The organism is Actinomycetota bacterium, from assembly GCA_030650795.1.
In the GTDB taxonomy this organism is placed as follows: domain Bacteria; phylum Actinomycetota; class Actinomycetes; order S36-B12; family S36-B12; genus UBA11398.
The window spans coordinates 96457-122727 of the sequence record JAUSDJ010000017.1; the positions used below are offsets into that span (position 1 = coordinate 96457).

At 59.4% G+C, this 26271-nt stretch carries 26 protein-coding genes; 12 read left to right on the forward strand and 14 right to left on the reverse strand.

The genetic code is table 11. From position 1 onward, the window contains the following. Positions 1-18 precede the first annotated feature (18 nt). Genes Q7L55_04275 through crtI (Q7L55_04285) form a run of 3 tightly spaced genes read left to right on the forward strand, consistent with a single transcriptional unit; the run spans position 19 to position 3430 of the window. On the forward strand, positions 19-819 hold the full coding sequence (locus Q7L55_04275) for a carotenoid biosynthesis protein (GenBank protein ID MDO8731774.1): 801 nt from the start codon (positions 19-21) through the stop codon (positions 817-819). Next, the gene (locus tag Q7L55_04280; GenBank protein ID MDO8731775.1) at positions 786-1925 is read left to right on the forward strand and encodes a glycosyltransferase; all 1140 of its coding nucleotides are present in this window, start codon (positions 786-788) and stop codon (positions 1923-1925) included. The genes Q7L55_04275 and Q7L55_04280 overlap by 34 nt, the downstream gene beginning before the upstream one ends. After that, entirely contained in the window at positions 1925-3430 is a 1506-nt protein-coding gene (gene crtI / locus Q7L55_04285) for a phytoene desaturase family protein (GenBank protein ID MDO8731776.1), read from the forward strand. The genes Q7L55_04280 and crtI (Q7L55_04285) overlap by 1 nt, the downstream gene beginning before the upstream one ends. Here crtI (Q7L55_04285) and Q7L55_04290 read toward each other — a convergent pair. Together Q7L55_04290 and metF are read right to left on the reverse strand one after the other, a co-directional pair. Continuing rightward, entirely contained in the window at positions 3408-4982 is a 1575-nt protein-coding gene (locus Q7L55_04290; protein MDO8731777.1) for a potassium/proton antiporter, read from the reverse strand. The genes crtI (Q7L55_04285) and Q7L55_04290 overlap by 23 nt on opposite strands. Positions 4983-4988: 6 nt before the next feature. Then, a complete protein-coding gene (metF, locus tag Q7L55_04295; GenBank protein MDO8731778.1) occupies positions 4989-5885 on the reverse strand; it encodes a methylenetetrahydrofolate reductase [NAD(P)H] in 897 nt (298 codons plus the stop codon). 51 nt (positions 5886-5936) lie between these two features. Here metF and Q7L55_04300 point away from each other — a divergent pair, with 51 nt between their 5' ends. Genes Q7L55_04300 through Q7L55_04315 form a run of 4 tightly spaced genes read left to right on the forward strand, consistent with a single transcriptional unit; the run spans position 5937 to position 10981 of the window. Beyond that, positions 5937-7028 (forward strand): polyprenyl synthetase family protein, encoded by a 1092-nt coding sequence (locus Q7L55_04300; GenBank protein ID MDO8731779.1) that lies wholly within the window; start codon positions 5937-5939, stop codon positions 7026-7028. Beyond that, positions 7003-8556, forward strand: a complete 1554-nt coding sequence (gene crtI, locus Q7L55_04305; GenBank protein MDO8731780.1) for a phytoene desaturase family protein — start codon at positions 7003-7005, stop codon at positions 8554-8556. The genes Q7L55_04300 and crtI (Q7L55_04305) overlap by 26 nt, the downstream gene beginning before the upstream one ends. Further along, the gene (gene mptB, locus Q7L55_04310; GenBank protein MDO8731781.1) at positions 8553-10046 is read left to right on the forward strand and encodes a polyprenol phosphomannose-dependent alpha 1,6 mannosyltransferase MptB; all 1494 of its coding nucleotides are present in this window, start codon (positions 8553-8555) and stop codon (positions 10044-10046) included. The genes crtI (Q7L55_04305) and mptB overlap by 4 nt, the downstream gene beginning before the upstream one ends. Continuing rightward, positions 10043-10981, forward strand: a complete 939-nt coding sequence (locus tag Q7L55_04315; protein MDO8731782.1) for a phytoene/squalene synthase family protein — start codon at positions 10043-10045, stop codon at positions 10979-10981. The genes mptB and Q7L55_04315 overlap by 4 nt, the downstream gene beginning before the upstream one ends. Here Q7L55_04315 and Q7L55_04320 read toward each other — a convergent pair. After that, a complete protein-coding gene (locus Q7L55_04320; GenBank protein MDO8731783.1) occupies positions 10978-11361 on the reverse strand; it encodes a lycopene cyclase domain-containing protein in 384 nt (127 codons plus the stop codon). The genes Q7L55_04315 and Q7L55_04320 overlap by 4 nt on opposite strands. Next, positions 11358-11690, reverse strand: coding sequence for a lycopene cyclase domain-containing protein (locus Q7L55_04325; protein ID MDO8731784.1), 333 nt, complete (start codon positions 11688-11690; stop codon positions 11358-11360). Before Q7L55_04325 ends, Q7L55_04320 begins: the two co-directional genes overlap by 4 nt. An 18-nt stretch (positions 11691-11708) precedes the next feature. On the opposite strand from Q7L55_04325, the gene Q7L55_04330 reads away from it, so the two are divergent. Together Q7L55_04330 and pknB are read left to right on the forward strand one after the other, a co-directional pair. Further along, positions 11709-12275 carry an ATP-binding protein gene (locus Q7L55_04330; protein ID MDO8731785.1) on the forward strand — a complete coding sequence of 189 codons (567 nt, stop codon included), beginning with the start codon at positions 11709-11711 and terminating at the stop codon, positions 12273-12275. Between the two features lie 10 nt (positions 12276-12285). After that, positions 12286-14154, forward strand: coding sequence for a Stk1 family PASTA domain-containing Ser/Thr kinase (gene pknB, locus Q7L55_04335; protein MDO8731786.1), 1869 nt, complete (start codon positions 12286-12288; stop codon positions 14152-14154). Between the two features lie 16 nt (positions 14155-14170). On the opposite strand, the gene Q7L55_04340 is transcribed toward pknB, so the two are convergent. From Q7L55_04340 to Q7L55_04350, 3 genes are all read right to left on the reverse strand, one after another. Then, on the reverse strand, positions 14171-15523 hold the full coding sequence (locus tag Q7L55_04340) for a 3-deoxy-7-phosphoheptulonate synthase class II (protein MDO8731787.1): 1353 nt from the start codon (positions 15521-15523) through the stop codon (positions 14171-14173). Positions 15524-15580: 57 nt separating this feature from the next. After that, positions 15581-16606: a 6-phosphofructokinase gene (locus Q7L55_04345; GenBank protein MDO8731788.1), complete on the reverse strand. Its 1026-nt coding sequence runs from the start codon at positions 16604-16606 to the stop codon at positions 15581-15583. Positions 16607-16708: 102 nt separating this feature from the next. Beyond that, complete coding sequence (locus Q7L55_04350) at positions 16709-17428, reverse strand: lysophospholipid acyltransferase family protein (protein MDO8731789.1); 720 nt, start codon at positions 17426-17428, stop codon at positions 16709-16711. A 79-nt stretch (positions 17429-17507) separates the two neighbouring features. On the opposite strand from Q7L55_04350, the gene Q7L55_04355 reads away from it, so the two are divergent. Then, the gene (locus Q7L55_04355; GenBank protein MDO8731790.1) at positions 17508-17927 is read left to right on the forward strand and encodes a hypothetical protein; all 420 of its coding nucleotides are present in this window, start codon (positions 17508-17510) and stop codon (positions 17925-17927) included. Here the strand turns inward: Q7L55_04355 and Q7L55_04360 are convergent. The 4 genes from Q7L55_04360 to Q7L55_04375 are packed head-to-tail and all read right to left on the reverse strand — an operon-like array spanning position 17924 to position 20438. Beyond that, the gene (locus tag Q7L55_04360) at positions 17924-18214 is read right to left on the reverse strand and encodes a hypothetical protein (protein ID MDO8731791.1); all 291 of its coding nucleotides are present in this window, start codon (positions 18212-18214) and stop codon (positions 17924-17926) included. The two genes, Q7L55_04355 and Q7L55_04360, sit on opposite strands and share 4 nt — an antisense overlap. Beyond that, entirely contained in the window at positions 18211-19215 is a 1005-nt protein-coding gene (locus Q7L55_04365; protein ID MDO8731792.1) for a hypothetical protein, read from the reverse strand. The genes Q7L55_04360 and Q7L55_04365 overlap by 4 nt, the downstream gene beginning before the upstream one ends. Then, positions 19196-19645, reverse strand: coding sequence for an SRPBCC family protein (locus Q7L55_04370; GenBank protein MDO8731793.1), 450 nt, complete (start codon positions 19643-19645; stop codon positions 19196-19198). Before Q7L55_04370 ends, Q7L55_04365 begins: the two co-directional genes overlap by 20 nt. Next, positions 19638-20438 carry a metallophosphoesterase gene (locus Q7L55_04375; protein ID MDO8731794.1) on the reverse strand — a complete coding sequence of 267 codons (801 nt, stop codon included), beginning with the start codon at positions 20436-20438 and terminating at the stop codon, positions 19638-19640. The genes Q7L55_04370 and Q7L55_04375 overlap by 8 nt, the downstream gene beginning before the upstream one ends. Before the next feature lie 108 nt (positions 20439-20546). Between Q7L55_04375 and Q7L55_04380 the strand changes: the two genes are divergently transcribed. Then, positions 20547-22346: an AMP-dependent synthetase/ligase gene (locus tag Q7L55_04380; GenBank protein ID MDO8731795.1), complete on the forward strand. Its 1800-nt coding sequence runs from the start codon at positions 20547-20549 to the stop codon at positions 22344-22346. A gap of 135 nt (positions 22347-22481) precedes the next feature. On the opposite strand, the gene Q7L55_04385 is transcribed toward Q7L55_04380, so the two are convergent. The 3 genes from Q7L55_04385 to Q7L55_04395 form a co-directional block, all read right to left on the reverse strand. Next, positions 22482-23534 (reverse strand): NlpC/P60 family protein, encoded by a 1053-nt coding sequence (locus Q7L55_04385; GenBank protein ID MDO8731796.1) that lies wholly within the window; start codon positions 23532-23534, stop codon positions 22482-22484. A 146-nt stretch (positions 23535-23680) separates the two neighbouring features. Next, positions 23681-23911 carry a hypothetical protein gene (locus tag Q7L55_04390; GenBank protein MDO8731797.1) on the reverse strand — a complete coding sequence of 77 codons (231 nt, stop codon included), beginning with the start codon at positions 23909-23911 and terminating at the stop codon, positions 23681-23683. 33 nt (positions 23912-23944) lie between these two features. Then, positions 23945-24217: a hypothetical protein gene (locus Q7L55_04395; GenBank protein ID MDO8731798.1), complete on the reverse strand. Its 273-nt coding sequence runs from the start codon at positions 24215-24217 to the stop codon at positions 23945-23947. An 81-nt stretch (positions 24218-24298) separates the two neighbouring features. On the opposite strand from Q7L55_04395, the gene Q7L55_04400 reads away from it, so the two are divergent. Continuing rightward, the gene (locus tag Q7L55_04400; GenBank protein MDO8731799.1) at positions 24299-26083 is read left to right on the forward strand and encodes a DEDD exonuclease domain-containing protein; all 1785 of its coding nucleotides are present in this window, start codon (positions 24299-24301) and stop codon (positions 26081-26083) included. Positions 26084-26271: the final 188 nt, after the last annotated feature.

The following is a 26271-nucleotide window of genomic DNA, read 5'->3' on the forward strand; positions in this document are numbered from 1 at the left end:
AGCCGTAGACTTCGCGCCATGAGCGTGCGCATCTACACCGGACGCCACGCGGATCGCGGAGGCAATCTGCCGCCTTGGGTTCCATACGTTCCTTGGGTATTTCTTGCGCTGGGAATCGTCGCGCAAATTCTGTGGGTACTCACCAGCGACGGCCTGCGAACTGCAGTCACGATCGTTTCCGTTCTTGCATTTTTCGGAGCCAGCGTGAGTCACGCACTTCAGTCACGGCGAATGGTGTGGACTGCACAGTTTCTTGGCATTGCCGTCGGACTGAGCTACCTCGTTGAACTCCTTGGAGTTCGCAGTCAGTTCCCATTTGGTTCGTACTCATATGGCACCGCACTTGGTCCCGCCCTCTTCGGAGTTCCGCTGCTCATTGCCTTGGCGTGGGCGGCCATGGCATACCCGTGCTTGCTTGCCGCCCAGCGCTTAGCCGCTGATCCGCTCACCACCGCCTTGATTGGTGGAGTGCTATTCGCCGCATGGGATCTGTTCCTGGATCCACAAATGGTCAGCGAGGGCTACTGGTCCTGGAGCAGCATCGGCTGGTACCTGCCAGGCATTGACGGCATTCCGCTTCAGAACTTTCTTGGTTGGCTGCTGACGGCATTCCTGCTGATCTGGTTGCTCGATCGGCTTCCACGTCGCGTCGCCAAGGACGGAGTTCCGGCGGCGATGCTGAGTTGGATCTACGTCTCCAATGTGATTGCCGCACTCGTGTTCTTTGACCGCGTTGGCGTGGCTCTCTGGGGCGGCATAGTGATGGGAGCAATCATCATTCCTTGGTGGTGGCGCAGTTGGAGCCAGCCGCAATGGTGATGCGGCGAGTCACCACCGTCGGAACGCTATTGGCTTGTGCAATAGCTGCGCACACTGCTTTCAACCTGTCCAAACTCCGTAAGCCCAATCCACAGGTTCCGCCACTCGACGAATTCGTCAGCGTGCTCATTCCGGCGAGAGATGAAGCAGTGGCGATCGGCAAATCAGTGGCAAGCGCACTCGCACAGGCTGGCGTTCCAAATATGGAAGTCCTTGTTCTCGATGACTTCTCTACTGATGACACCGCCAAAATCGTCAACGCAGTTCACGACCCTCGGCTTCGGCTTGTACCCAATCCGAAGGAGCCGCCCGCGGGGTGGCTCGGAAAGCCGTGGGCCTGCGCTCAGCTGGCCGAAATAGCGCAGGGGTCCGTGTTCGTTTACATCGACGCCGACGTCGAACTATCCGCTGATGCCGTTCGCGCAAGCGTGCGAGCGATGCGTGCGCAGAATTTTGCGATGGTGTCGCCCTACCCCAGGCAACTCACGAGCAACTGGCTTGGACATTTGACGCAGCCCCTCCTGAGTTGGTCTTGGTGCGCGTTGCTTCCACTTGGGTGGTCCGAGCAGTCCGGACGAACATCACTCGCCGCAGCCAACGGACAATTCCTGGTGATCGATGCCGACGCCTATCGCTCAGTCAATGGCCATAACTCGGTCTGCGCTGAAGTCATTGAGGATGTCGCGCTGATGCGGGCTTTCAAGAAAGCCGGCTGGACGACTTGCACCATGGACGGTTCGGCCATTGCGAGTTGCGAGATGTACGTCAGCGCAGAACAGACCGCCAATGGCTATGCCAAATCTTTATGGGCAGCTTTTGGCGGTCCAATCGGTTCGATTGGTGTCACCTCCTTGTTGTTTGTTGCCTTCATCGCCCCTCCGCTTGCAGCCATAGGCGCGCGCTCCAAACGCGTGCGGGCAGTCGGGGCCCTTGGCTATGCGGCCGGGGTGGTCAGTCGAGCCCTCGTGGCTCGACGCATGAGCACTCGCATCTGGCCAGACAGTGCAATGCAACCGGCCTCTGTCGGAGCCTTCATCGCCATCAATGCACTCTCCTGGAGACGTCATCAGCTCGGTGTGAACAGCTGGAAGGGACGCACAGTCTGATGAGTCGGATCATCGTCATCGGCGCTGGAGTCGGTGGGCTCGCGGTGGCTGCACGAGCCGCTGTCAAGGGCCACGAAGTTCTCATCTTGGAGCAAGGCGCGCGCATTGGTGGAAAACTGCACACCCTTCACCACGAAGGTTTTGCATTCGACACCGGACCTTCGCTCTTCACTCTTCCTGCGGTGTATCGCGACCTATTTCTCAAGACCGGCGCCGCACTTGAGGACTCTGTTGATCTGCAAGAAGTTGAACCGGGATTCTTCTATCGATTCGCTGATGGAACCCAGTTGATGATGCCCGGCGTTGGCGTTGGTCGAGCAGCAAGTGCAATAGGCGATGCTCTTGGCGAAGCAGCGGGATCCGAATGGCTTTCACTGATGCGCCGAGCTGGCGAGATGTGGCAGCTCACCCGTGCACCGGTGCTGCAATCGCCACTCGACGGGTGGCGAAGCGCGGCACGACTGACGCGCAGCTTCAGCGATGTTCGAACGATTGCTCCACTCAGCTCCCTGCACACACTCGGCAAGCGCAACTTCAGCGACTCGCGCCTGGTCACCCTGCTCGATCGCTATGCCACCTACAGCGGTAGCGACCCTCGGCAGGCTCCGGCAGCGCTCGCCACAATCCCCTTCATTGAACAGACCTTCGGGCTCTGGCACATTGGCGGAGGCGTTGGAAACTTGGCCACGGTGCTGGGCGAGCGTGCCCGTGAGCGGGGAGTTGAGATTCGCACCAGCGCTCGCGTGGCGTCCATTGAGTTGCGCAATGAATCAATCGGAGGCGTATTGCTTGACGATGGCGAGGAGTTGAACGCAGACATCGTCATCTCTGATACTGATGCCGCGCATCTGTATGCATCGCTCCTGCCCAAGAGCCCACTCACTTCGCGCGTGCGTCGCCTCTTGGCCAAGCAGAGACCTTCATTTTCCGGATTCGTGATGCTGCTCGCGCTGCGCGGTCGCAGCGCTGGTCTCGCACATCACAATGTGTGGTTCGGACCGGATCCCACTGCTGAATTTGATCAACTCTTCTCATCGCATCCACATCTCGTCAGTGCACCAACGATCTATGCGTGCGTTCCTGATGATCCGCTCATGCGTCCTGATGCAAATCACGAATCCTGGTTCATCCTTGTGAACGCACCACGGCACAGCACAAGCGCCGAAGCAGGGGCGATGGATTGGTCGATTCCTGGCCTTGCTGCCGACTACGGCAATCAGGTCTTGGCTGAGCTCGCTGCGCGCGGAACCGATGTGCGCAATCGAGTTCTCTGGCAGCAGATCCAAACCCCGGCCGATCTTGAGCACGACACGGCAGCGCCGGGCGGATCCATCTACGGCATGGCCAGCCGCGGAGCAATGTCGACTTTCAGAAGGCCAGCCAACTCTTCCCCGATACCTGGTCTTTATCTCGTCGGAGGTTCAGCGCATCCAGGCGGCGGACTTCCGCTCGTAGGTATGGGTGCAGAGATGGTGGCTGAGACTATTGGTCGCGTAAGACGCTAGCTTCAATTCGATTGAGCAGGATTCTCGGCCACGAGGGCTTGGTCACTGGGCGCTGCACTTCGATCGGGTCGTGCACCCACGTTGCAAGACGCCCGTCCTTGGACAAGATCCGCAGTCGCTCTTCAGTGGTGATCCGAACAGAGCCTGGACACACCACCAAGATGTGATCACGCGCTCGCAGTCGCGAGTTCGCGTCAATCGGAATGGGCTCGTTATCGCGAACGATGAGTGACACCACAGCGCCCCGAGGCAAGCCCAGTTCGCTGAGGAAGATTCCCACGAGTCCAGACTCAGCTTGAATATCCATCGCGAGAACTACCGCATTCATTGCATCCAGAGGTGCATTTTCGACTTCAAGCTCGGCAGTTTCGTCAGGCAGGCTCAACCCAAGTCTTCGAGCAATCGACGGTAAGAATGGAGTCTGCAAGATCAACAGAGCGAGCACCACGATCAAGGTCGCATCGAAGACAGTCTCGGATCCATTGACGGCCAGCCCCAACGGAATCGCCGCGAACACGATCGGCACTGCTCCACGAAGTCCAGCTACGCCAACGAATATTCGTTCCTTGATGCCCCACCCAAATGGCGTCAGCGAAACGAACGCGGCAAGTGGCCGAGCAAGAAGAACTGACACCACCCCTGCGACGGCTGCGATACCGATCGCTGCCGGAAGTCGATGAATATCAGCGAGCAATCCAAGCATGACGAACAGTCCGATCTCCGAGATCCAGCCAAGGCCGTCGGCAAAGCCAATGATCGAGCGGCGGTGCGGCAACCGCGTAGCTGACCCCATCAACACCGCTGCCACATAGACAGCCATGAAGCCTGAGGTGTGCAGGACGGCTGCAGCCGCATAGGTGCCAATGAGCAGAGCCATCGCCGCGATCGGGTACAGGCCAACAGATGGCAGAGCAAGTCGTGGCAAGAGCCAACGTGCGGCAAAGCCGCCAAGGATTCCAATCGCAGCGCCTCCTACGAGCTCCACCAAGATCAGCAGCGCGATCGACCACCATGGGTCGGTACCGAAGGAGCCACTGGCGATGACGCTGACCAAGACCACTACAGGGGCGTCATTGAAACCGGCCTCACCTTCAAGCAGAGTGCGCAAGCGCGGCGAGAGCTTGAGTTTTCTCAGCACAGAGAAGACGGCGGCCGCATCCGTGGCCGCAAGGACGGTAGCAAGCAGCAAGGCGTTTTGAGTGTCCATCTTCATGAGGAAGATCAGCGGAATCGCGACGACAACGATGCTGACCAAGACTCCCACCGAAGCCAGAGCAAGAGCAGGCCAGAGCACAGGGCGCAACTCACTCACCCGCGTGGTAAGGCCGCCTTGCGCAAGGATTAAGATCAGGGCGACATAGCCCAAGATCACGCCCAACTCAGCGTCGTTGAAACTCAGTTCCTGGAAAAAAGTGCCAAGGAACAAACCCAAGCCCAAGTAGAGGAGCAGACCAGGCACGCCGAGCCGGCCGGCAAATCGCACGCCAAGGATCGAAACGAGAACGATTGAAGCCCCAACGAGTAACGCTGGGGCGAGGGTCTCCAGCGTCATCAGCGACTACCGGGCACCCAGGCCCAGAGATTCGTAAACGCGAGCTGTTGAGGTGGATCTGTTCAGCGTGTAGAAGTGAAGTCCGGGAGCCCCTTGGCTGAGGAGTTCATCACACAGCGAAGTGGCGATCTCCACGCCGAGTTCGCGAACGGCATCCTCGTCATCCTTGACCACTTCGAAGCGGCCAAGCAGTTCGGTTGGAAAGGCGGCCCCCGACAATTCAGCGAATCTGGAGATCTGCGCGACGTTGGTCACCGGCATCAGGCCAGGAATGATGGGGATCGTGCAGCCATGCGTGCGCGCACGCTCAACCAGATCGAAGTAGTCGCGCGCACGGAAGAAGAATTGCGTGATCGCGAATTCAGCACCCGCATCCTGCTTGGCGGCAAGCACGCGCGCATCGACTTCGAGATCTACCGATGAAGGGTGACCATCTGGAAAGGCAGCAACTCCCACGGTGAAGTCGCCCAGACTCTTGATAAGGGAGACCAACTCGTCAGCATGTTCAATGCCATCGGGATGCGGAACCCAAGGAGCTGTAGGGCCGCCTGGCGGATCACCTCGAAGAGCCAAAATCGTGCGCACCCCAGCTGCTGCGTACTCAGCAATCACCTCGCGGATCTCGTCGCGGCTGGAGGACACACACGTGAGGTGGCCTACCGGCATCAAGGTGGTCTGCTCGGCGATTTCCTCGGTAATGCGCACAGTGCGATCGCGAGTTGAGCCGCCAGCGCCATACGTGACCGACACGAACGTGGGGCGCAGGCGCTCCAACTCCCGCACCGCCTGCCACAGGGCTCTCTCGCCCTCATCGGTTTTCGGGGGAAAGAGCTCGAAAGAGAAGGATCGTCCACCCGTAGTGAGGACTTCAGCCAAATTGGCGCTATTGGCTGCGTGGCTCATGGCGCTAAGCCTAAGGGGCGTCCTGGATGCAAACCTTTAGGCTCAGTCATCATGCAGCCGATCAGGGATCAATCTTGGGATCCTTCGCGATTTCGCGAAAGCATTCAATTGAACGTTGATCAGCTGCTGGCGCAGGAGCGGTCAATTCTCATCGAGATCAGTCCCGATCTGGATTCGATGATGAATGCACTCACCGCCCTCATGCGTGGAGGAAAGCGGCTACGACCTGCCTTTTGCTACTGGGGCTGGCGGGCAGTAGCAAAACCTGAAGATCTCGCCTCTCTCGATGAGCAAATGCTTCGCGCCGCAAGTTCTCTTGAATTTCTCCAGGCATGCGCGTTGATTCACGACGACGTGATGGACGGCTCCGATACTCGTCGCGGGCTGCCAGCAGCCCATCGCAGTTTTCAAAGTGAGCACAAGAACGAACAGCGCACGGGTAGCTCAGAAATGTTTGGCACCGGAGCAGCGATTCTGCTCGGCGATCTCTGCCTCGCGTGGGCCGATCAGTTGCTCTTCGACTCCGGATTGCCCGCAGCGACAATTCTGCGAGCCAAGCCGATCTTTGATGTCATGCGCACTGAACTGATGGCCGGCCAGTACTTGGATCTGATTGAGCAGGGCCGCGCCGAGGCGTCCTTGCAACGCGCTCGAACCGTTGTTCGCTTCAAGTCGGCGAAGTACACCATCGAGCGGCCATTGCATCTGGGTGCCGCTTTGGCCGATGCCACACCAGAAACCTTCGCGTCATACACAGAATTCGGACTCGCCTTGGGTGAGGCCTTCCAACTCCGAGATGACGTGCTCGGAGTCTTTGGAGACCCGGTCGAAACTGGCAAGCCTGCTGGTGATGATCTTCGCGAGGGCAAGCGCACGATGATGATTGCCTTGGCATTTGAGCGCGCCAATGCTCAGCAGTCGGCCATCCTGCACGAGCATTTGGGGAACCACCTTCTTGGTATTGCTGAAATCGAGCAGCTTCGACAGATTCTCGAGGTAACCGGCGCCCTGGATGCGACAGAAGCGTTGATTTCAGCCGGTACCAATGCCGCACTGGCAGCCATAGCGCAGTCGGCTATCTCGGATGAAGGCCGAAGGGCGCTGATCACTCTGGTGGATGCAGCTACCCGGCGGGCCAATTGAGTTGAAGATCAATCCGCTCGCACCAATGCGTCAGGTCCAGGGACCAACGGACGAAATCGTGATTGTGGGTGCCGGATTGGGCGGCCTCAGTGCCGCGATGCATCTCGTGGGTGGCGGGCGATCAGTGACGGTCCTTGAACGCGAGCTCCTTCCCGGAGGCCGAGCTGGGCGATTGACGGAGCAAACCGCGGACGGCGCGTACGAGTTTGATACTGGTCCAACGGTATTGACCATGCCCCATCTGATTGCCGATTGCTTCAACGCCATCGGTGAGGACATGTCGCAGTGGCTCACCCTTGAGCCTCTGGACACCCTCTATCGAGCCTTCTACCCCGATGGTTCAGCGCTGGATGTCTACGCCGACACCGAGCGGATGGCCCAGGAGATCTCAAGTGTCATCGGGCCTGATGAAGCAGCCGGCTACCGGAAATACGTCGACTTTGTCTCCGAGCTGTATCGCTGCGAGATGCATGACTTCATCGATCGCAATATCGACTCCCCGCTTGATCTGTTGACCCCTAATCTCGCTCGCCTGGCCGCGATCGGCGGTTTCCGCCGACTCGCTCCAAAGGTTGCGCAATACCTGAAAGACCCCAGAACCCAGCGCGTGTTCTCCTTCCAATCGATGTACGCGGGGCTTTCGCCCTACGACGCACTCGCGATCTATGCGGTCATCGCCTACATGGATTCAGTCGCCGGCGTATTTGTGCCCAAGGGCGGCATGCACGCAGTCCCCGAGGCCATGGCCTCTGCCGCAGAGGCGCACGGCGTAAAGTTCAGATACGGCGTTGAAGTAGCAAAGGTCGATCGCATAGGTGATCGCGCGACTGGAGTCATCACCACCGACGGCGAGCGCATCCCGGCTGATGTGTTGGTGCTCAATCCTGATGTCCCTGTGGCGTTTCGCAATCTCCTTGGTGTTGAGCCATGGTCCATCCGCCGCCTGAAGTACTCGCCCTCATGCTTCCTACTACTTGCTGGCTCTAGCGCGCACTACGAATCAATCGCGCACCACAACATCCACTTTGGGCGTGCCTGGCGTGGAATGTTCGACGACATCATCAAAGAACGCCGGTTGATGAGCGACCCGAGCCTTTTGGTTACAAATCCGACGTATTCAGATTCCTCGCTTGCTCCCGAAGGCAAAGAGATCTACTACGTCCTTGTGCCAACGCCCAATCTGGATGCGAACATTGATTGGCAGGTCCAGGCTCCGCAGTATCGCGATGAACTTTGCCGCCTGCTAGAGGCCAGGGGCTACCGGGATTTCACCGCAAATATCGAGGTCGAGGACATCACAACGCCACTGGACTGGCAGCATCGAGGTATGGAGCGCGGCGCCCCCTTCGCATCGGCGCACACCTTCCTGCAGACCGGCCCATTTCGTCCGAGCAATCTGTGGGGGCAGAACATTGTCTTCACCGGTTCAGGAACGCGACCAGGCGTCGGCGTGCCTATGGTCTTGGTCTCGGGGAAACTCGCAGCAGAACGCATTATGGGTAATTCAGCAAAGTGCGGGCAGCCATGACCGAACTCGCTTCGCCGATCTCCCTGCCAACCTCCCATCTGGTGCTCCGCCACGGATTACCCGGCCTGCTGGGCACCACTTGCGTCGCCGTTGGCGCTCTCGGCGTGGGCTGGCTGCCAGGCACGACTGAACTCCTGACTTCGCCAATTGTGGACTCCATGCGTAGTTCGACCTCGGGGTCGATGATCGCCCGCAGTCTGGTGCTCGTTGGTCTGGCGGTACTTCTCCAATCCTGGCTCTTGATCGGCGCCGATCTCCTTCATTTCGGCGCCTGGCCGGTGCGCCAACTGCGCTGGGTCCTATTGATGTGGGCGGCGCCTCTTTTCCTTGCTCCGCCCTTGTTCAGTCGCGATGTCTATTCCTATTACGCACAGGGGCGTCTATTTGAAGCGGGTTCAGATCCGACAACGGTCGGTGTGGGCAGCCTGCCTGGCTGGTTCGACATTGGGGCAGATCCAATGTGGACCGAATCTCCCACCCCATATGGCCCCGCGTTCTTATTTATTGAACGCACGGTCGCCAGCATCGCTCACCCCAACGCGTACCTCGCCGGAATCTTGCTGCGCTTCTCAAGCTTGATTGGACTCGCCCTACTCGCAGTGTTCCTGCCGAAACTGGCCAAGGCCTATGGAGTCGACGGAGCGATGGCGCTCTGGGTTGGAGTGCTCAACCCGCTGGTCATCATGCACTTCGTCTCCGGTGCGCATAACGACGCATTGATGGTCGGATTGACTGTCTTGGCCGTGTGGCTAGGCACACGGAATCAGTGTCTGTGGGCGGCCGCACTCGTTGGACTGGCTGCAACAGTGAAACCCATCGGGCTTATTGCCTTGCCATTCATTGGTTTGCAGTACGCCGGCGTGGGCGCGAATTGGGCACGGAAATTCAAATCATGGATCCTGACCGGACTGGCAGCACTGGCAGTGATAGTCGCCATGTATCTGTTTGTTGGCGCAGGGTATGGCGTCTTGTCCGCAGCTTTCGGCACGCCTGGTGGGGTGTTGACCTGGCTCTCGCCCACCACCGCGATTGGTCAAGTCATCGGTGGGATCACCACCGTCTTAGGCATTACCGGCGATGCCTATGGAGTGATTGCGGTCATCCGAACTCTGGGCACCGTGCTATCCCTTGGCGCCGTCATCTGGCTGTTAGTGACTTCTGATCGACGAACTCCGTTGCGTGGTCTCGCATTGGCCTTCGGAGCAGTCGTCTTGCTTGGCGCGGTCGTGCACCCTTGGTATGTGCTGTGGGCACTGCCATTGTTCGCAGCCTCCGGACTCAATCTGCGCGAACGCCGCATCATGATCATTGTGACCATCGTGTTGATCATTCACGGCATGATCGAAAGCAGCACAGCAGCAGACAACGTCTGGGATGTCACAGATGTCATCACCTTCCTGCTCGCACTCGCAACTGTTGCCATCATCAGCCTTGCCAGCCCTCGCGAACGAGCCCTGGTGCTCGGAGTCAACACTCCCGCGCACTCATGAGCTCCCGCGAACTGGACGCGGCGGGAATCATCGATCCTGCGCTGCGTGATTCATATGAGCAGTGCCGCGAGCTCAATGCCAAGCACGGAAAGACGTATTACCTCGCAACTCTGCTGCTGCCGCCTGCCAAGAGACCCTTCGTTCACGCGCTGTATGGACTTGCTCGCTACGCCGATGAGATCGTGGACGATCTGAGCGAACAACGATCCGACGTTCAACGGCAACGGTGGCTCGAACAGTGGGCCGCGCAATTCTTCAACGAACTTGATCGCGGTTCGTCAACCGAGCCAATCATCAGCGCGGTCATAGACACCGCACAAAGGTGGCAGATTCCGCGTGCGCACTTCGAGGCCTTCTTCACCTCGATGTCCATGGACCTCACGATCACCGAGTACGCAAACTATGCGGATCTGCGCACCTACGTGTACGGCTCAGCAGCAGTCATCGGTCTGCAGGTGGTTCCCATCCTCGAGCCCAGCAGCGACAAAGCCTACGAATATGCAATGGATCTTGGGATGGCTTTTCAATTGGCAAATTTCATCCGAGATGTGAATGAGGACCTTGACCGCGGACGCGTCTATTTGCCTCTCGACGAGCTCGCCAAATTCGGTGTTTCGCGCAAGGACCTTGAGCAGCGCAAAGCGACCGCCCCAGTCAAGCAGGCCTTGGCTTTTCAGATTGCGCGCGTTCGCGAGTTGGAGGAACGATCCAAAATCGGCATCGCCATGCTTCACCCTGCAGCACAGCCCTGCATCGCTGCAGCACGCGAGCTCTATTGCGGGATCGTGGATGAGATCGAGCGCATCGACTACGAGGTGTTCGACACGCGAGCGCGGGTGTCCAGGGTTCGCCGGATGCGGGTTGCAGCACCTGCCTGGATTGCTGCCAGACGCGCTCGCCGCAAGTTCGGCTCCGGAGCCACTGCGGCGCTCTAGTCGCTCTTGCGCCACATCGGTGGCCCAGCCGTCGGAAGGCGCTGGATTCCCTTACGCCCCAGCCAGATCCACATCGACAAAGTGAGCAGTACAAGGGCGAAGCCGAACATCAGATCCTCGATTGGTGCAAAGACCAGTCGCCCCTCGCCGATGAATGGCGGCGCTACGTCGCTGGCAATAGTTGAACCGACGATTGCCTCACCTGAGTACCGCACGATACGAAATCCAGTGAGTGCACCGTTGGTCAAGAGTTGAAACACCAGGATGATCGAGTATGAGACCCAGAAGATTTCGCGCGTTATCAGCCGCGTACGAAGAATCCAGAAATCAGAAACAAGAGTCAGCGCGATAGCCAGCAGCCCCAGTTGGGTGTAGGTCACGACCGCTCATCCCCAGCTGACCAACCACGCACTGCACGCACAGCCTCAAGGGTGAGGATTGATGCAAGGGGGACGATGACGAAGAAGAGCACTTCATCAATGGGAACTCCAGCAATCACCTGCCAGCCGATGATCCGGTCGACATTGAAGTCCCAATGGCCTTGTGCAATTGCATAGGAATCCCACAACACAAACAGAACCAAGGTTGGCAGCAATGCGATCGCCAAGCGCAGCCATCTCCGCAGCACCCTTGTACGCAGGACAATTTCCAACCAGACACTGCCAAGCAAGATGAAGGCAAGCACACCTACATACCCGAGATGTGACATGCGCATTACTCTCGCACAGTGCCAGGTCAGCTTCGTATCGCCTGTATCGGCGGCGAATCCACGGGGAAGACCACTCTGGCCACGGCGCTGGCGGCTTCGGTACATGGAGTGCTGGTTTCCGAAAGCCTACGAGAGTTTGTCGTTCAGCATGAACGAGCACCGGTGCGTGAAGAACAGAGCACACTTCTTCAACAGCAACGTCAGCGCGAACAGCAAAGTGCCAATTCGCACCTCAATAGCGTCATTGTGTGCGATCCCGCATGCTTGATGATCGCCATCTACTCAGAGTTGTACTTCGACGATCTGAGCCTGTACGAAACAGCATTGGAATATGCACGCGACTACGACGCAGTGCTGTGGTGCCGGCCAGATATTCCTTGGGTTCCAGAGCCAGGACAGCACGACGGACCAGAATTCCGTGATCGCGCAGATGTGCTCTTGCAACGCTGGGTGCACCACCATGCAGCAGAGATTCCTGTTCTTGAGATCACAGGAGACATCGGTCGCATTGAGAGGGCTCAAGCGCTGTTGAAGGCCAGCCTTGGCAGCGTGTGGCAGCCCAGCGACACTGCGCTGCCGACCTAGACTGGCGCAAATGGATCTGCAACCCGATGCACTCGTCGGCCAAATGGTCGACGGGCGCTATTTGGTGCAGGCTCGGCTGGCCCGAGGGGGCATGGCCACCGTCTACGAGGCCCTCGATGTGCGCCTGGATCGAGTCGTCGCGCTGAAAGTGATGCATCGCCATCTCGCCGAGGATCCAGATTTCGTAGCGCGCTTCCAGCGTGAAGCCAGGGCCGCGGCCCGCCTTGCTCACCCACATGTGGTGGGCGTTTTTGATCAAGGCGCAGCAGATGGGCTCGTCTATCTCGCGATGGAGTACGTGCCTGGTCGCACTCTTCGCGACATCCTGCGCGAGTTCGGCCCGCTCACCGCTGAGCAGGCGCTCGTGCTACTCGACCCGATTCTTGAAGGACTCGCTGCCGCACACGCGGCAGGCTTTGTCCATCGCGATATCAAGCCGGAAAACGTATTGGTTTCAGATGACGGTCGAGTCAAGGTTGCCGATTTCGGGCTGGCGCGCGCAGTATCGACTTCCAACACCAGCGCGACCCAAGGGGTGTTGATCGGCACTGTTGCCTATCTCTCCCCCGAGCAGGTCGAAAGTGGTGAAGCCGATGAGCGATCAGATATCTACGCCGCCGGAATTCTGCTCTTCGAGATGGTTACTGGCCAAGTTCCGCATGCGGGTACAAGTCCCTTGTCGGTCGCGTACCAACATGTCAATCAGGATGTGCCGAGCCCGTCCTCGATCAGACCCGAGCTGCCCGCAGATGTCGATGCTTTGGTCATCACCGCTACCCGACGCGTACCTTCGCAGCGATACCAGAACACTCAGGATTTTCTGTCCGATGTGCGCCGCGTTCGCAGCGTGCTGCCCAATCCCCGTCCATTCACCGACACCCGCACCACCTTGGTCGTGGATGCCAGCACGAATGCGCGCCTGAATGCCGGGGCTCCACCGACTATTCCCCCGGGCATCGCGAGCACTGCGTCAGAAGGCAGTCGCCGCAATCTGAGCCGCCGCACTTGGGTGCTCATCGGGCTGGCGATCGCCACGGCGATAGCCGTACTCGGAGGGGTGCTGCTCAGCTCGGCAATCGGGCACAAGATCCCGACGCCGAACATCGTGGGCCAAAGCCTTGACCAGGCGCGCGCCAGTCTGACCAAGAGCGGCCTGACACTTGATGCAGCCAATGAAGCATTCAGTGAGAGCGTTCCTGCGAACATCATCCTTTCGAGTGATCCCGAAGCTGGCTCCGACATCCGCGAAGGCGGCGCAGTTGCCGCAACGGTCTCGAAGGGCCCCGAGCGCTACACGATCCCGGCAACACATGGCATGAGCGTTGAGGTCGCCACTGCTGCGCTCAGCGCTCTGCCCATCGAAGTCGGCACTCAGGTTCCGGTCTTTGACAACACGGCACCTGCTGGCACAGTGGCAGGCACCCGCCCGGCCGCTGGCACAGCGGTCAAGCGAGAGACCACTGTTGAGTTGCTCGTCTCAAAAGGTGCCGAGCCGGTTCAGGTTCCGTCCATCATCGGCAAGAAACTGGTGGGTGCAACAGCGGCGCTGAAGTCTGTCGGCTTGGTCGCCTCCGTGACGCGTACCTATTCAGAAACTGTCGCCAAGGGCCGTGTGATGTCAGTGAAGCCGGCAGTCGGAGCAACTGTGAATTCCGGCACGACAGCGGAACTGACCGTCTCCGACGGGCCACCTCCAGTCGTTGTTCCGAAGCTGATCGACATGCGCCGCAAGGACGCCATCGCGGCCTTGACCAAGCTCGGCCTGAAGGTCGATGTGGTCTCAGGCCAGGCCACGCCACTCAATCGCGTTTACTCACAGACACCAGCACCGGGAACACAGATACCCAAGGGCAGCACGGTCACAATCCGCGTGATCTAGGGCTTGCAGTGCAGAGTTAGCGCTTCAGCAACATGTCGGCCACAAGAAATGCCAGTTCTAGGCTCTGCTCGCGATTGAGTCGAGGATCGCAGGCTGTCTCATAGCGATCACCGAGATCTGCCTCAAGCACTCCACCCGTGCCGCCGACGCACTCCGTAACGTCATCACCCGTGAGCTCAATGTGAATGCCACCGGGATGTGAACCAAGAGCACGGTGCACCTCGAAGAAGCCCTTGACCTCTTCGATGATGTCATTGAAGGAACGGGTCTTGTGTCCAGAGGCAGCTTCACGCGTGTTGCCATGCATCGGATCACAGATCCACACCACCGGAATACCAGAGTCCTCGACGGCCTTCACGATCGGCGGCAGTGCCTCGCGCACCTTGGCGGCACCCATGCGCGTGATCAGGGTCAATCGGCCCGGTTGGCGATCAGGATTGAGGCGCTGGACTATGGCCAAGACCTCCTCTGGTGTCGCTTTGGGACCGACCTTGACACCAACAGGGTTGCGGATGCTTTCGGCGAATTGCAAGTGCGCCCCGTCAAGTTGACGAGTGCGCTCGCCAATCCACAAGAAGTGGCCCGAGACGTCGTACGGAAGACCTGTGCGCGAGTCGATGCGCGTCAACGCACGCTCGTAGTCAATCGAAAGCGCCTCATGGGCTGCGTAGAACTCAACCCTTTGGAATTCATCAGGATTTGCGCCACAGGCCTTCATGAATGCCAGGGCGCGATCAATCCCCGCGGCCATGTCCTCGTATCGCTCACCGGCCTGAGAATCCCGCACGAAGTCCTGGTTCCAAGAGTGCACCTGGCGAAGATCGGCGTAGCCTCCCTGGGTGAAGGCGCGAACCAGGTTCAGTGCGGAGCTGGAGGCGTTGTAGGCCCGCACCAGCCGTTGCGGATCAGGAAGTCGGTGGTCGGCATCGAACTCGATGGCATTGACGGCATCACCGAAGTACGAGGTCAGCTCAACACCTTCGCGGATCTCGGTCGGATTGCTGCGCGGCTTGAAGTACTGCCCAGCCAAACGGCCCATTTTGACCACTGGCATCGAAGCCGCGTAGGTGAGCACGACGGCCATCTGCAGCACGGTCTGCAGGCGCGCTCGAATGGAATCTGCAGTGTTAGCTTCGAAGGTCTCGGCGCAGTCGCCGCCCATGAGGACAAATGCCTGCCCCTCAGCGGCAGCAGCAAGTCGGTTCAGCAGTTGATCGCACTCACCTGCAAATACCAGAGGCGGCAAGAGTCGAAGCTCATTGACCGCAACTTCAAGCGCAGCCGCATCGGGCCATGGCGGCTGCTGATACGCAGGCAGATCCGGCCATGGAAAAACCGGCGGATGTGCGCGTTGGAGTGAAGCCGTCATGCGAGCAAGGGTATGACAGTCAGGCAAATCGCCGACTCGGGGTGAGGCGTGCGAGGATTAGCCGAAGAAGGCAGAGGCCTCGATGTAGCGATCCATCGGAACGGTCTTGAGTACTCCAGTGGCTTCTTGCAGTGGAATTCGCACGATGTCAGTGCCGCGCAAGGCGACCATCGTGCCCCAGGCTTCGTCCTTGACTGCAGCGATTGCGTTGAGGCCAAATCGCGTTGCCAGCACTCGATCAAAGGCGGTGGGAGTGCCTCCGCGCTGAATGTGACCCAGGACCGTGGTGCGAGCCTCATGCCCGGTGCGCTGTTCAATCTGCTTGGCCAACCACTCACCAATGCCAGAGAGCTTCACATGGCCGAAGGCATCAAGCGTGGTGTCCTTGGTGACGAGATCTCCGCCTTTAGGCAAGGCGCCTTCGGAGACACACAGGATGGGCGCGTAGCTGGCGCGGAAACGCGATTCGACCCAGCCAACAACCTCTTCAAAGTCGAAGGGGATCTCGGGAATCAGAATTCCGTTGGCTCCCCCGCCCATGCCCGAATGCAAGGCGATCCAACCGGCATGGCGGCCCATGACCTCGCAGATCAAGATCCGATGGTGCGACTCAGCTGTGGTGTGGAGTCGATCGATCGCCTCAGTGGCAATCATGACCGCGGTGTCAAAGCCAAAGGTGAAGTCAGTACCGCTGAGATCGTTGTCGATCGTCTTGGGCACTCCGACAACGTGAAAGCCATGCTCGGTCAACACCGTTGCCACACCCAAGGTGTCTTCTCCGCCAATGGCAATGAGAGCATCGATGCCCAGATCCTGGATGTTGCGTTCGATTCTTTCTATTCCGCCCTCGACCTTGATCGGGTTGGTCCGCGAAGATCCCAAGATCGTGCCGCCGCGCGGCAGAATTCCGCGCACGGCCGGAATGTCCAAGGGCATGGTCACGTTCTCCAGCGGACCCCGCCAACCATCGCGAAAGCCGACGAACTCATAGCCATAGTCAGCAACGCCGCGGCGCACAATTGCGCGGATCACAGCATTCAATCCGGGGCAGTCCCCGCCACCAGTGAGCACACCTACGCGCATTGCTCCACCTTCCACCAGCCAGTTCGACCTACCACGCTGTGGTGAAGCGTGTAACCGCTGTCATCCCGAAAGATACACGATCAACCAGCGCGAACCGATCGGTCAATCCTCACGAGCGCTGTCATTGGAATCCACCGGCAGTCCGCGCGCGATCAGTTCCTTGGCCTTGGTTGCGTAGATGTCGACATATTCCTGATGCGACAAGGTCATCACTTGATGCATGATCTCGTCGGTCACTGAACGCAGGATGAAGCGATCCTCTTCCTGCCCGTCGTACTGCGAGAAATCTATCGGCTCACCAATACGAACGCCCACTCGACTCAGCCGCGGCCAGATCGTGCCCGAAGGCTGGATCTCATAGCTATTGATCATGGCCACGGGGATGACAGGGACCTTTGACTCCAAGGCCATCCGGGCAACTCCAGTGCGTCCTCGAAACAGCGTTCCATCAGGCGATCGTGTGCCTTCGGGATAGATCCCCAGGAGATCTCCGCGTTCTAAGACCCCGGCACCAGTCAGCAATGCAGCATGGCTGGCCCGGCCACCGGATCGGTCAATGGGAACTTGCCCAATGCCTCTGAAGAACTTCTTGGTGACCCATCCCTTGATGCCACGACCGGTGAAGTAGTCGCTCTTGGCTAGGAAGGTGATGTGGCGAGGAGTCACGAGAATGATGAACACCGAATCTGAAAACGAGAGGTGGTTGCTGGCCAAAATGGCCGGTGTGTCCTTGGGGATGTTCTTCAAACCTTCAACCCAGGGACGAAAGAGCACACGAAGCCATGGTCCGATGACCACGTACTTCAGCACCCAATACAACACGGAACTCTCTCCTTGCCAGCCGACTATCGGCGCGCCGGTGGCACACTACCTGCATGCTTCCAGCAAGAGGCGTGCAACGGTGAGCAGCAATCCCGGAGCACCACATGAGGATGATGTGTGGAACGCAATCGTGGCGGATCTGTCCTCAGATCCCAATCTTTCACGCCATGTCTTCCCCGCACCCAGCGCCTCTCCAGCGCCCTTGCCAGGTCCTGAAGAAGAGCCAGACCCAATTGATCAGACCAATCTCGAGGAGACCCCAGAGCATTTCGTGCCGCCAGACCCGGGTCCGATTCATTTGGCCAGCGACGCCGTCACCCGCTTTGCCTGGGCCGGGGCTCTTGGCGGACCCACGTTCGTGATGCTGGCAAACATCTTCAATTGGGGCAGCTTCCTGTCTGGGCTTGGTGTCCTTGCGGGGGTCGGCGGATTTGTGGTGCTCATTGCCAGACACCGTGATGATCGCGATGACGACTTCACCGACGGTGCAGTCGTTTAATCCCTCGGTGGATCCAATTCGATCCACGTGAAATCTTCATCCTCATTCTCCCCCGGATCAGTTGCGGCTGGATGCAGCAATAGCACGGCACGGCACATGAAGCACTGCGGATGGTCAGCCGGATTCACGTGTCCTTGGTGAGTGGTGATCAGCGATTCGCGAGCCCACTCGAGCACTTGCTGTGCGCCGGAGGCAAGGCCGCCCAAGTCGAAGCCCTTGCCGCCGAGATCAAAGCCCTTGCTCTCGGATTCACCATCAGAGAACCACCAGGGAGTCTTCGCGCTCATGACTCCTCCCGCCACACCCGAGGATTGGGCACGAAGCCAAGGATCAAATCTCCAGCACGCATGCCACCGCCCTCAAGCAAGCAACGCTTGAGCACTGGCGGCAGTTCGAGATGGCGGGCATAGCCATCACATACGAGTAACAGCGAATCACCGCGTCGCCCAACCTGCACTTGCGCGCCAGTTCGCAAAGGAAGAGTGAGTCGATATCCGTTGCCCCGCTTGGTGATAGTCCAAGCCGGAGACCCGATTGGCGCAAGCTGATCGAGCAAATCAATGGTGCCTTCGATTCTCGAGGCTATCCACGCGGACTTTGGCGCACCTTTTTCTCGTTCACGGATGCTCGCAACTGACAATCCAAGATAGACATCCGTCGACTTGCGAGATTTCTCAGACTCGGAAACTCGATTGAGAACAACTGCTGTTGGAGTAGATCCGAACAGGCGCAGCACCCCGACGCCAGCGAGCAGGGCCGAAGTATCGCTGCTCTTGCCAACTAACAGTGCGCGCGAACGACTGATTACTTCGCGCGCCTGCGCAAGATGCGTGACCAAGCGATACCAAGCCGAGACAGATGCCGCCGGATCTGGCGCCGAGAGTTGATCTGCAACCGAACCGGTCAGCAGGCGGTCGAGCAGCATCGGCACTGAGTCCAAAATCTGCAGTGTGCGCCCTGCTTCACGAATGCTCCCCAAGTCCCAAATCACCGCATCGACATTCGGATCGCTAAGGGTGGTGGCGACCAGGGCGCCGGTCACCAACTCGTTCATGCCCGACAATCCATTGAGTTCTTGGGGCGCCAGCCCGGCGGTGCCCAAGGTCTTCAGCCACACTCCGAAGGTTTCTGTTGCATCCGCCCACACCGACGAAGTTCCTAGTGGCGCCGCAACTGCAGAGTTGAACTCTGCAGTCGTAAGTCCCTTTTCGCGCAGGCCGTACGCCAAGCCTGCGGCAACGGTGGAGACTCCCGAGCCACCGACACCACTAACGAGTATGAGATCCATGAGTCTCCACCCGTGTCTTCAAGCCCTTGAGTGCAGTATCAATAACGACCTGCTCCGCCTTGCGCTTCAGCATCCCAAGCATCGGCATCCGCAGATCCACGGTCAGTTGATATCGCACCTGTGTTGAGCCATCGTCTGCGGCAGTCAGTTCATATGAACCATCCATCGCACTCAACACTTCGGCTTTCACCAGGGTCCACGAGACGGACGTACGTCCGTGCCACGTGTAGGCCAGCTCGTAAACGTCGCGCAGGATGCCGGCATCCAAGGTGAAGCGCGCATGGATCGGACGGCCGTCAAAAGTTTCGAGCACCTCAACGGCTTCGATTCCCTGACTCCACTCGGGATACGCAGGAAGGTCAGCAATGACCGCGAGGATGACTGCTGGCTCGGCAAGAATCTGAATGCTTGCCTCGGTTCCCTCAGCCATGATTGGCTCCCGGATCAACGGTGAGCACAAAGGGGGTCTTGCGCGCATTGAAATGGCCAACGTTGATGCACTCAGTCTTGCCGATTCTTGCTCGCTGATGCAGCGGCTGATGGACGTGGCCGAAAAGGTGGAACTTCGGTTGCACCCTGGTGATGTATTCGTTGATCGCTGAACTTCCCGTCTCAAACCTGCGCGCAACGATGTCGTAGTCCAACTCTGGCAGTTTCGGCGGGATGTGCGTGAAGAGAATGTCGACTGGCTCGAGTTGTCCCAGAGTTGCGGCATAGACCTCCGGATCAAGTTCGTACGGCGTGCGCATCGGGCTGACCAATCCGCCGCCGACAAAGCCAAGACGAAGTCCGGCAAACTCCACGACTTGGCCGTCGATGACCTGATGGCCCGGCCTGAGGAACTCTGCCCACATTGCCGGAAGATCGACATTGCCATAAGTGAGAAAAGCCGGCTCGGGCATGGCCGTGAATATCTGTCCATATTGCCGACGGATATGCGTCTCCATCGCCGCACGTCGATCTCGAGGATCCACCACGCCAATCCCCGCCCACGCCTTGGCGCTGAGTTCACGAGCCTGTTCGTATAGACCTGCCGTGCGCGCCTGGATGTAGTCGCGCGAATGCTGCTCGCCGAACAATTCCGCGTAGATGCCCTGCGAAGGGTCCTCGTAGTCCAGATACAAGATGAGATCACCGAGGCAAACGAAGAGATCGGCACCTGCATCTGCGCCGACAAGCGCGTCCGCTGCGCCATGAACGTCGGATACGACGTGGATCTGCACCACAGGATCAGGATGCCACGAGATCAACTCCCACCGGCCGCTCGTATCGCGTACCGTGACGGCCAGCAATCACGCATCGGGCGTGCTTGTCGACGCCAAGGAGAGCACGTGCTTCACGAATTCAGCTCTCCGGCACCTGCCGGGTCCCCGAGCGCACCCAATTTGGCCAGCCACGTCATCGAAAATGCCCATGATCATCCCGACCGAGTGGTGTTCCACATTCGGCGTCAGGAGCAACTGGTCGAGATCACAGCCACGCAGTTCCATCAGGAAGTACGCGAAGTGGCCAAGGGGCTCATCGCTCAAGGAATCCAAGCCGGACAACGCATTGGCCTGATGTCACGCACTCGATATGAATGGACGCTGTTCGATTACGCGATTGGCTATGCCGGTGCAGTCAGCGTGCCGATCTATGAGACTTCATCAGCCCAACAGGTGCAGTGGATCCTCGAAGATTCCCAAGCCGTCGCGGTGATTCTCGAATCGGATAAGAACAAGCAACTCTACGCCTCCGTCTCAGCGAATCTGCAGACAGTGACCCGAACTTGGGTACTGGACGACGACTGCGTCGCGCTGCTCCAAGCATCTGCGAACGCAATCTCCGACGCTGAACTCGATGCTCGGCAATCTGCCGTAGGCCTTGATGATCCCGCCACCATCATCTACACCTCCGGCACTACGGGTCGCCCCAAGGGATGCGTCATCACCCAAGGCAATTTCGTTCGGGAGGTCGATGGCGCGATTGAAGCCTTCGGTTTGATCCTGACCGATCCGCATGCCTCGACTTTGCTCTTCCTGCCGCTGGCTCATGTGTTCGGACGCATCATCGAATTGGCTGTGGTGCGAGCTCGCACCTTGATGGCCTTCTGCGCTGATCCGAGCGTTCTTGTTCCCGAACTGCAGGCCTTCCGCCCGACGTTCATTCTTGCCGTGCCGCGAGTGTTCGAGAAGGTCTACAACACTTCCCAGCAGACTGCAGCTGCCGACGGCCGAGGCCGAATCTTCGACATCGCAGTGTCAACCGCGATCGGCTACAGCCAAGCCCTTGAGCAGGGTTCCCCGAACCCAACCTTGCGTCTGAAGCACGCGATCTTCGACGCCCTCGTGTACAAGAAGATTCGTACCGCCATGGGTGGTCGCGTGCAGTACGCAATTTCTGGTGGCGCTCCTCTGGGTGCAAGGCTTGGGCACTTCTTCCGTGGCATCGGCATCGAAGTCTTCGAGGGCTACGGGCTCACTGAGACCACATCTGCCCTGACCGCCACCCATCCCGGCGCTGTGCGGATTGGCACTGTGGGGCAGCCGATGCCCGGCACCACAATTCTGATTGACGAAGACGGCGAGATTCTGGCCAAGGGCGTTCAGGTCTTCACCCAATACTTGGGAAATCAGCAGGCCACCGAGGACAGCTTCACTCCAGATGGCTGGTTCCGCACTGGCGATATCGGAGAGCTCGACGATGACGGCTACTTGCGCATCACCGGCCGCAAGAAGGAGATCATCGTCACCGCAGGTGGCAAGAACGTTGCGCCTGCGGTGCTGGAGGATCGCATCCGCGCCAATTGGCTGGTCTCCAATTGCCTTGTTGTCGGCGAGGGACAGCCCTTCATTGCGGCGTTGATCACCATCGACGCCGACGCCTTCCCCGCTTGGCTGAGTCAGATGAAGAAACCAGTCGGTGGCACGGTGGCTGAGTATGTGAACGATCCTGACCTACGTGATGCGGTGCAGAAGGCGATCGATGAGGGCAACGCCGCGGTCTCCGCTGCAGAATCGATCAAGAAGTTCACGATCCTTGGCCACGACTGGACAGAGGCCGACGGCCACCTGACGCCATCGCTGAAACTCAAGCGCTCGGTCGTGATGCGCTATTGCGCAGCCGACATCGATGCGCTCTTCGCCGGTTAGTGGCCTTCTACAAGTTGCTTGGACTGGATTGGCCGACGGATTCAACGGACGAGCATGTGGAGATCGACGATCCGGACGGGAACATGGTTGGCTTCCACAGTCAGCGAGAATTGCGCGGCTAACCAAGCATTCTTGCTAGAGCACTCGCCCGATACCTGTGAAGTAGGTGCGGTACCACGGTCCCAGTACGGAAATCACTTCCACTCCATCGCTGGGATTGGAGGCACTGACCATCTTGCCGTTGCCGATGTACATGGCCACGTGGTGCACACTTCCGCCGAAGTAGAACACGAGATCACCAGGCTTGGCTTGGCTGAGCGGGATCTTCTTCACCTTGCTGTACTGCGAATAGCTCAGGTGGGGCAAGGAGACACCGGCCTGACGCCACGCAGCCATCGTGAGGCCGGAACAGTCGAAGGAACTTGGACCAGCGGCTGCCGCGACATACCGATCGCCCACCTGTGCAAGGGCGTATCGCACGGCCGTAGCCGCTCGAGGGTTGACTCCGGGGATCGGACGATTCGAAATCTGCTGTTGGGCATGATGGGCAGCTGCCTGCGAAGCCTTGTGCGCTCTGGCCTCGATAGCAGCCAGGCGCTTGCGCTCCTGCGATTGGAGTCCGGCCAGCACATTGGAAGCCGCGGCCAGTTGCTTGGCGGCCTCGGACTTGGCAGCGCTCATGTCATTGCGCACGCCCTGCGCGATCTTTTCCTTCGCTGCCATCTCGGCCTCGGTCTGCGCCAGCCGCAGACGGGCGGTCTGGGTGCGGCGGATGGAAGCTGACTGTGATTGCGCCACCTTTTCGACCGCTGTGGCCTGCGAGAGGAACTGGCTTGGATCATCGGCCAGCAACACCTGCAAGGAGGCGTCCATGCCGCCACTCATGTAGGTAGCCCTCGCGAGAGAGTCGATTGAGCCCATCACGGCCGCGAGCTCGCGCTTTTGCCGAGCAGCTTTGGATCGCAGAACTCCGAGCGAGGATTCAACTTCGGAGAGTTTGCCCTGGGCTTCGTTGTAATGCTCGGTGGCAGTCTCGGCGTTGGCCTGCAGATCCCGCACTTGATTGCGCACCGCCGCAATGCGGTTGTTGTCAGCTTGGGCAACAGGCGCGGAAACTGTGGCAAGGCTCGCCAAGGCGATCGCGGCACCTAGGACCGAGGTGAGACCGCGGCGTCGATGTCGAGCCAAGACTTTTCCTTCCCGTCAGTGTGCATGGATCGAGCTGGCCGACTGGCGCTTCCGGTTAGGACGCGCCCCTCAAACAGATCGTTCCATCGGCATCCCCGCCCACAGGTTTCCCCACGAATAGGACGTCATGACGGTAACACGGAGGGCTAGCCAGCCCGCTTTTTGAAGCCCTTGGAAGGGGGTTCGGTGGCCAGTTTCACTAGTCGAAGAGGCGGGATCAGGCCTGAATCGGCGAGCGCTGAAACTGCGGCCAGGTGCTCGTCAGCGATCAGCGGAGCCGGGGGTTCGGCAAGCCCGGGCATGCCCAGCAGGACAGATACCACGCAGTCGCCACAGGCCACCGGAGCCGCCGTGCACTGCTCGCAATCAATGATCATGCCCCCGACGGTAGATCGGGGGTCTGACAGGAGTCAGACTCCGCCGTCGCCAGGTCCCTCGTTGGCGGGTCCGCCGAACTCAGGGCGGGCCACGATCTCCACCCGGTCAGTGGCAGAACACCAGCGGCAGGCGACCTGCTCGACCTCTTCGCTGAGGATCTTGCGCTCCTCAATCACCGGAGCACCGGCCATGTCCAGATGCCAGAACTCCTCCACACGGGAGGTGCGCACCACGGTGAAGCGAGTCAGGTTGCCGCAATGGGCACAGCGAAAGCGGGACTGATCATCAGGGAGAGTCATTGCCACGGCGGCAACTGTAACGGTGACCTGTGCTCGCCCACTCGTGCCTGCGGAGCTCTGTCACAGTCCGCACATAGCCTCGCAACCATGCACGTGCAGTTGGCCACCGATGATCTCGGCATTCCGCTAGCCGAGGTGACCTTTGTGGTCCTGGATCTCGAAACCACTGGTGGCAGTCCCAAGCAAGCCGGCATCACAGAGATCGGTGCGGTCAAGGTCAAAGGCGGCGAGGTACTCGGCGAGTTCGGCACCTTGGTCAACCCGGAGGCGGCGATCCCGCCTTTCATCGCAGCGCTTACCGGCATCACAGACGCACTCGTCGCCGGGGCACCCACGTTGAATGGAGTGCTGCCCAGCCTGATGGAGTTCATCGGCGATTCGGTGCTTGTTGCACACAACGCTCCTTTCGATGTGGGCTTCTTGATGGCCGCCTGCCAATCGCATGGGATTCAATGGCCCAAGCCACAGGTGGTCGACACCGTCCGGCTGGCTCGAGTCGCTCTGCATCGTGACGAAGTACCCAACTGCAAGCTGGGCACTTTGGCGGCCTTCGTGCACTCACCTGTCACGCCAAACCACCGCGCGCTCGACGATGCCCGGGCCACAGTCGCAGTGCTGCACGGCTTACTTGAGCGAGTTGCCAACCTCGGCGTGTACACCATTGACGACCTCCGTGCTTTCACCTCACGCGTGACTCCTGAGCAGCGAGCCAAAAGACAATTGGCGCATGGGCTTCCCACTGGTCCCGGCGTCTACATCTTTCGAGACGCACAGGGAGTCGCCTTGTATGTCGGCACCTCCAAGAACATTCAGGCTCGGGTGCGCACGTACTTCACTGCGTCTGAGACTCGGCGTCGCATGAGCGAGATGGTCACCATCGCCACCCAGGTCGACGCAATCTCCTGCGCCAGCGTGCTGGAGGCACGCATTCGCGAATTGCGTCTCATCGCCAGTGAACAGCCGCGATACAACGTGCGCTCAAAACGGCCGGCCGCGCAAACGTGGATCACCCTGACCAACGAGAAAGCCCCACGACTGTCCGTGGTTCGAGCGCCGAAATCAGTTGACCACGTGAGCTTTGGTCCCTTCAGCGGGCGGCAGGCAGCGCAAGAGGCAGCCGACACTTTGTCGTGGGTCTACAGACTGCGCACGTGCTCGGCACGGATCTCGGTCAAGGCTGGCACTGATCCCACGGTCCCCGCTGGCTGCGCACGGCTTGATCTTGGTCGCTGTGCCGGGCCTTGCCACGGCGACTTCGACAGCTATCAATCAGTCGTCACCCAAGCCACGGCGGCAATGCTCGGCGATCTGCGAGTCATCGTGTCAACCATCACTGCCCATCTGACACAACTCAGCGAACACGATCGCTACGAGGAAGCTGCGCTCTGGCGCGACCGCCTTGCCCAGGTCATCTCGGCGAGCGTTCGTTCGCATCGACTCAACGGGCTTCGTTCAGTTAATGAACTCGTTGCCGGCATCCCGACTGAGACTGGAGGTTGGGAGATCCACGTGATCCGCAATGGTCGACTTGCCACCGCAGCCAAGGCGGCTCCCGGAGCCGATCCGATGCCGGTGATCCAGGCCGCGCTCGCCATGGCCGAAATCGCACCTGCAGATGCGGTTCTCACCGAAGAGACCGCAGCGCTTGCCGATTGGCTTGATCAACCCGGGGTCCGACTCGTGCAGACCACCGCTCCCTTGGCCATGCCCATGAACTGTGGTGGTCACTTGATCGACCAACTCACCACAGCTCGCAAGGCTTCGCATACCGCGGTCATGCACGTTGATGCCAGCGGCCCCTCAGCACGGCCGATCGGTCCCTCGCACGGCATGGTCACTCGGATTCGCGCGCTTCAACCAATGCGCGAATAGCGGCGGTTCACCATGCCGCTCGCAAACTGCTGATCAGATTGCCGCGTCGATATAGACATGCCGCAAGCCCAGTTCTGTCCAATGGGTGACTGCCTCGGTTGGAGTCCATTGCACAAACTCAACACCTGATCGAGGCTGCGGCGCCTTGCCCATCGCCACAGCGTCGATATCAGCAATGAAGGAGAGAT

What these genes read in the sequence shown, in the direction of transcription:
- Q7L55_04275 (MDO8731774.1), top strand. Translation starts at nt 19, where the DNA reads ATGAGCGTGCGCATCTACACCGGACGCCACGCGGATCGCGGAGGCAAT.
- crtI (MDO8731776.1), top strand. Translation starts at nt 1,925, where the DNA reads ATGAGTCGGATCATCGTCATCGGCGCTGGAGTCGGTGGGCTCGCGGTG.
- Q7L55_04290 (MDO8731777.1), bottom strand. Translation starts at nt 4,982, where the DNA reads ATGACGCTGGAGACCCTCGCCCCAGCGTTACTCGTTGGGGCTTCAATC.
- metF (MDO8731778.1), bottom strand. Translation starts at nt 5,885, where the DNA reads ATGAGCCACGCAGCCAATAGCGCCAATTTGGCTGAAGTCCTCACTACG.
- Q7L55_04300 (MDO8731779.1), top strand. Translation starts at nt 5,937, where the DNA reads ATGCAGCCGATCAGGGATCAATCTTGGGATCCTTCGCGATTTCGCGAA.
- crtI (MDO8731780.1), top strand. Translation starts at nt 7,003, where the DNA reads ATGCAGCTACCCGGCGGGCCAATTGAGTTGAAGATCAATCCGCTCGCA.
- mptB (MDO8731781.1), top strand. Translation starts at nt 8,553, where the DNA reads ATGACCGAACTCGCTTCGCCGATCTCCCTGCCAACCTCCCATCTGGTG.
- Q7L55_04315 (MDO8731782.1), top strand. Translation starts at nt 10,043, where the DNA reads ATGAGCTCCCGCGAACTGGACGCGGCGGGAATCATCGATCCTGCGCTG.
- Q7L55_04325 (MDO8731784.1), bottom strand. Translation starts at nt 11,690, where the DNA reads ATGTCACATCTCGGGTATGTAGGTGTGCTTGCCTTCATCTTGCTTGGC.
- pknB (MDO8731786.1), top strand. Translation starts at nt 12,286, where the DNA reads ATGGATCTGCAACCCGATGCACTCGTCGGCCAAATGGTCGACGGGCGC.
- Q7L55_04340 (MDO8731787.1), bottom strand. Translation starts at nt 15,523, where the DNA reads ATGACGGCTTCACTCCAACGCGCACATCCGCCGGTTTTTCCATGGCCG.
- Q7L55_04345 (MDO8731788.1), bottom strand. Translation starts at nt 16,606, where the DNA reads ATGCGCGTAGGTGTGCTCACTGGTGGCGGGGACTGCCCCGGATTGAAT.
- Q7L55_04360 (MDO8731791.1), bottom strand. Translation starts at nt 18,214, where the DNA reads ATGAGCGCGAAGACTCCCTGGTGGTTCTCTGATGGTGAATCCGAGAGC.
- Q7L55_04365 (MDO8731792.1), bottom strand. Translation starts at nt 19,215, where the DNA reads ATGGATCTCATACTCGTTAGTGGTGTCGGTGGCTCGGGAGTCTCCACC.
- Q7L55_04370 (MDO8731793.1), bottom strand. Translation starts at nt 19,645, where the DNA reads ATGGCTGAGGGAACCGAGGCAAGCATTCAGATTCTTGCCGAGCCAGCA.
- Q7L55_04390 (MDO8731797.1), bottom strand. Translation starts at nt 23,911, where the DNA reads ATGATCATTGATTGCGAGCAGTGCACGGCGGCTCCGGTGGCCTGTGGC.
- Q7L55_04400 (MDO8731799.1), top strand. Translation starts at nt 24,299, where the DNA reads ATGCACGTGCAGTTGGCCACCGATGATCTCGGCATTCCGCTAGCCGAG.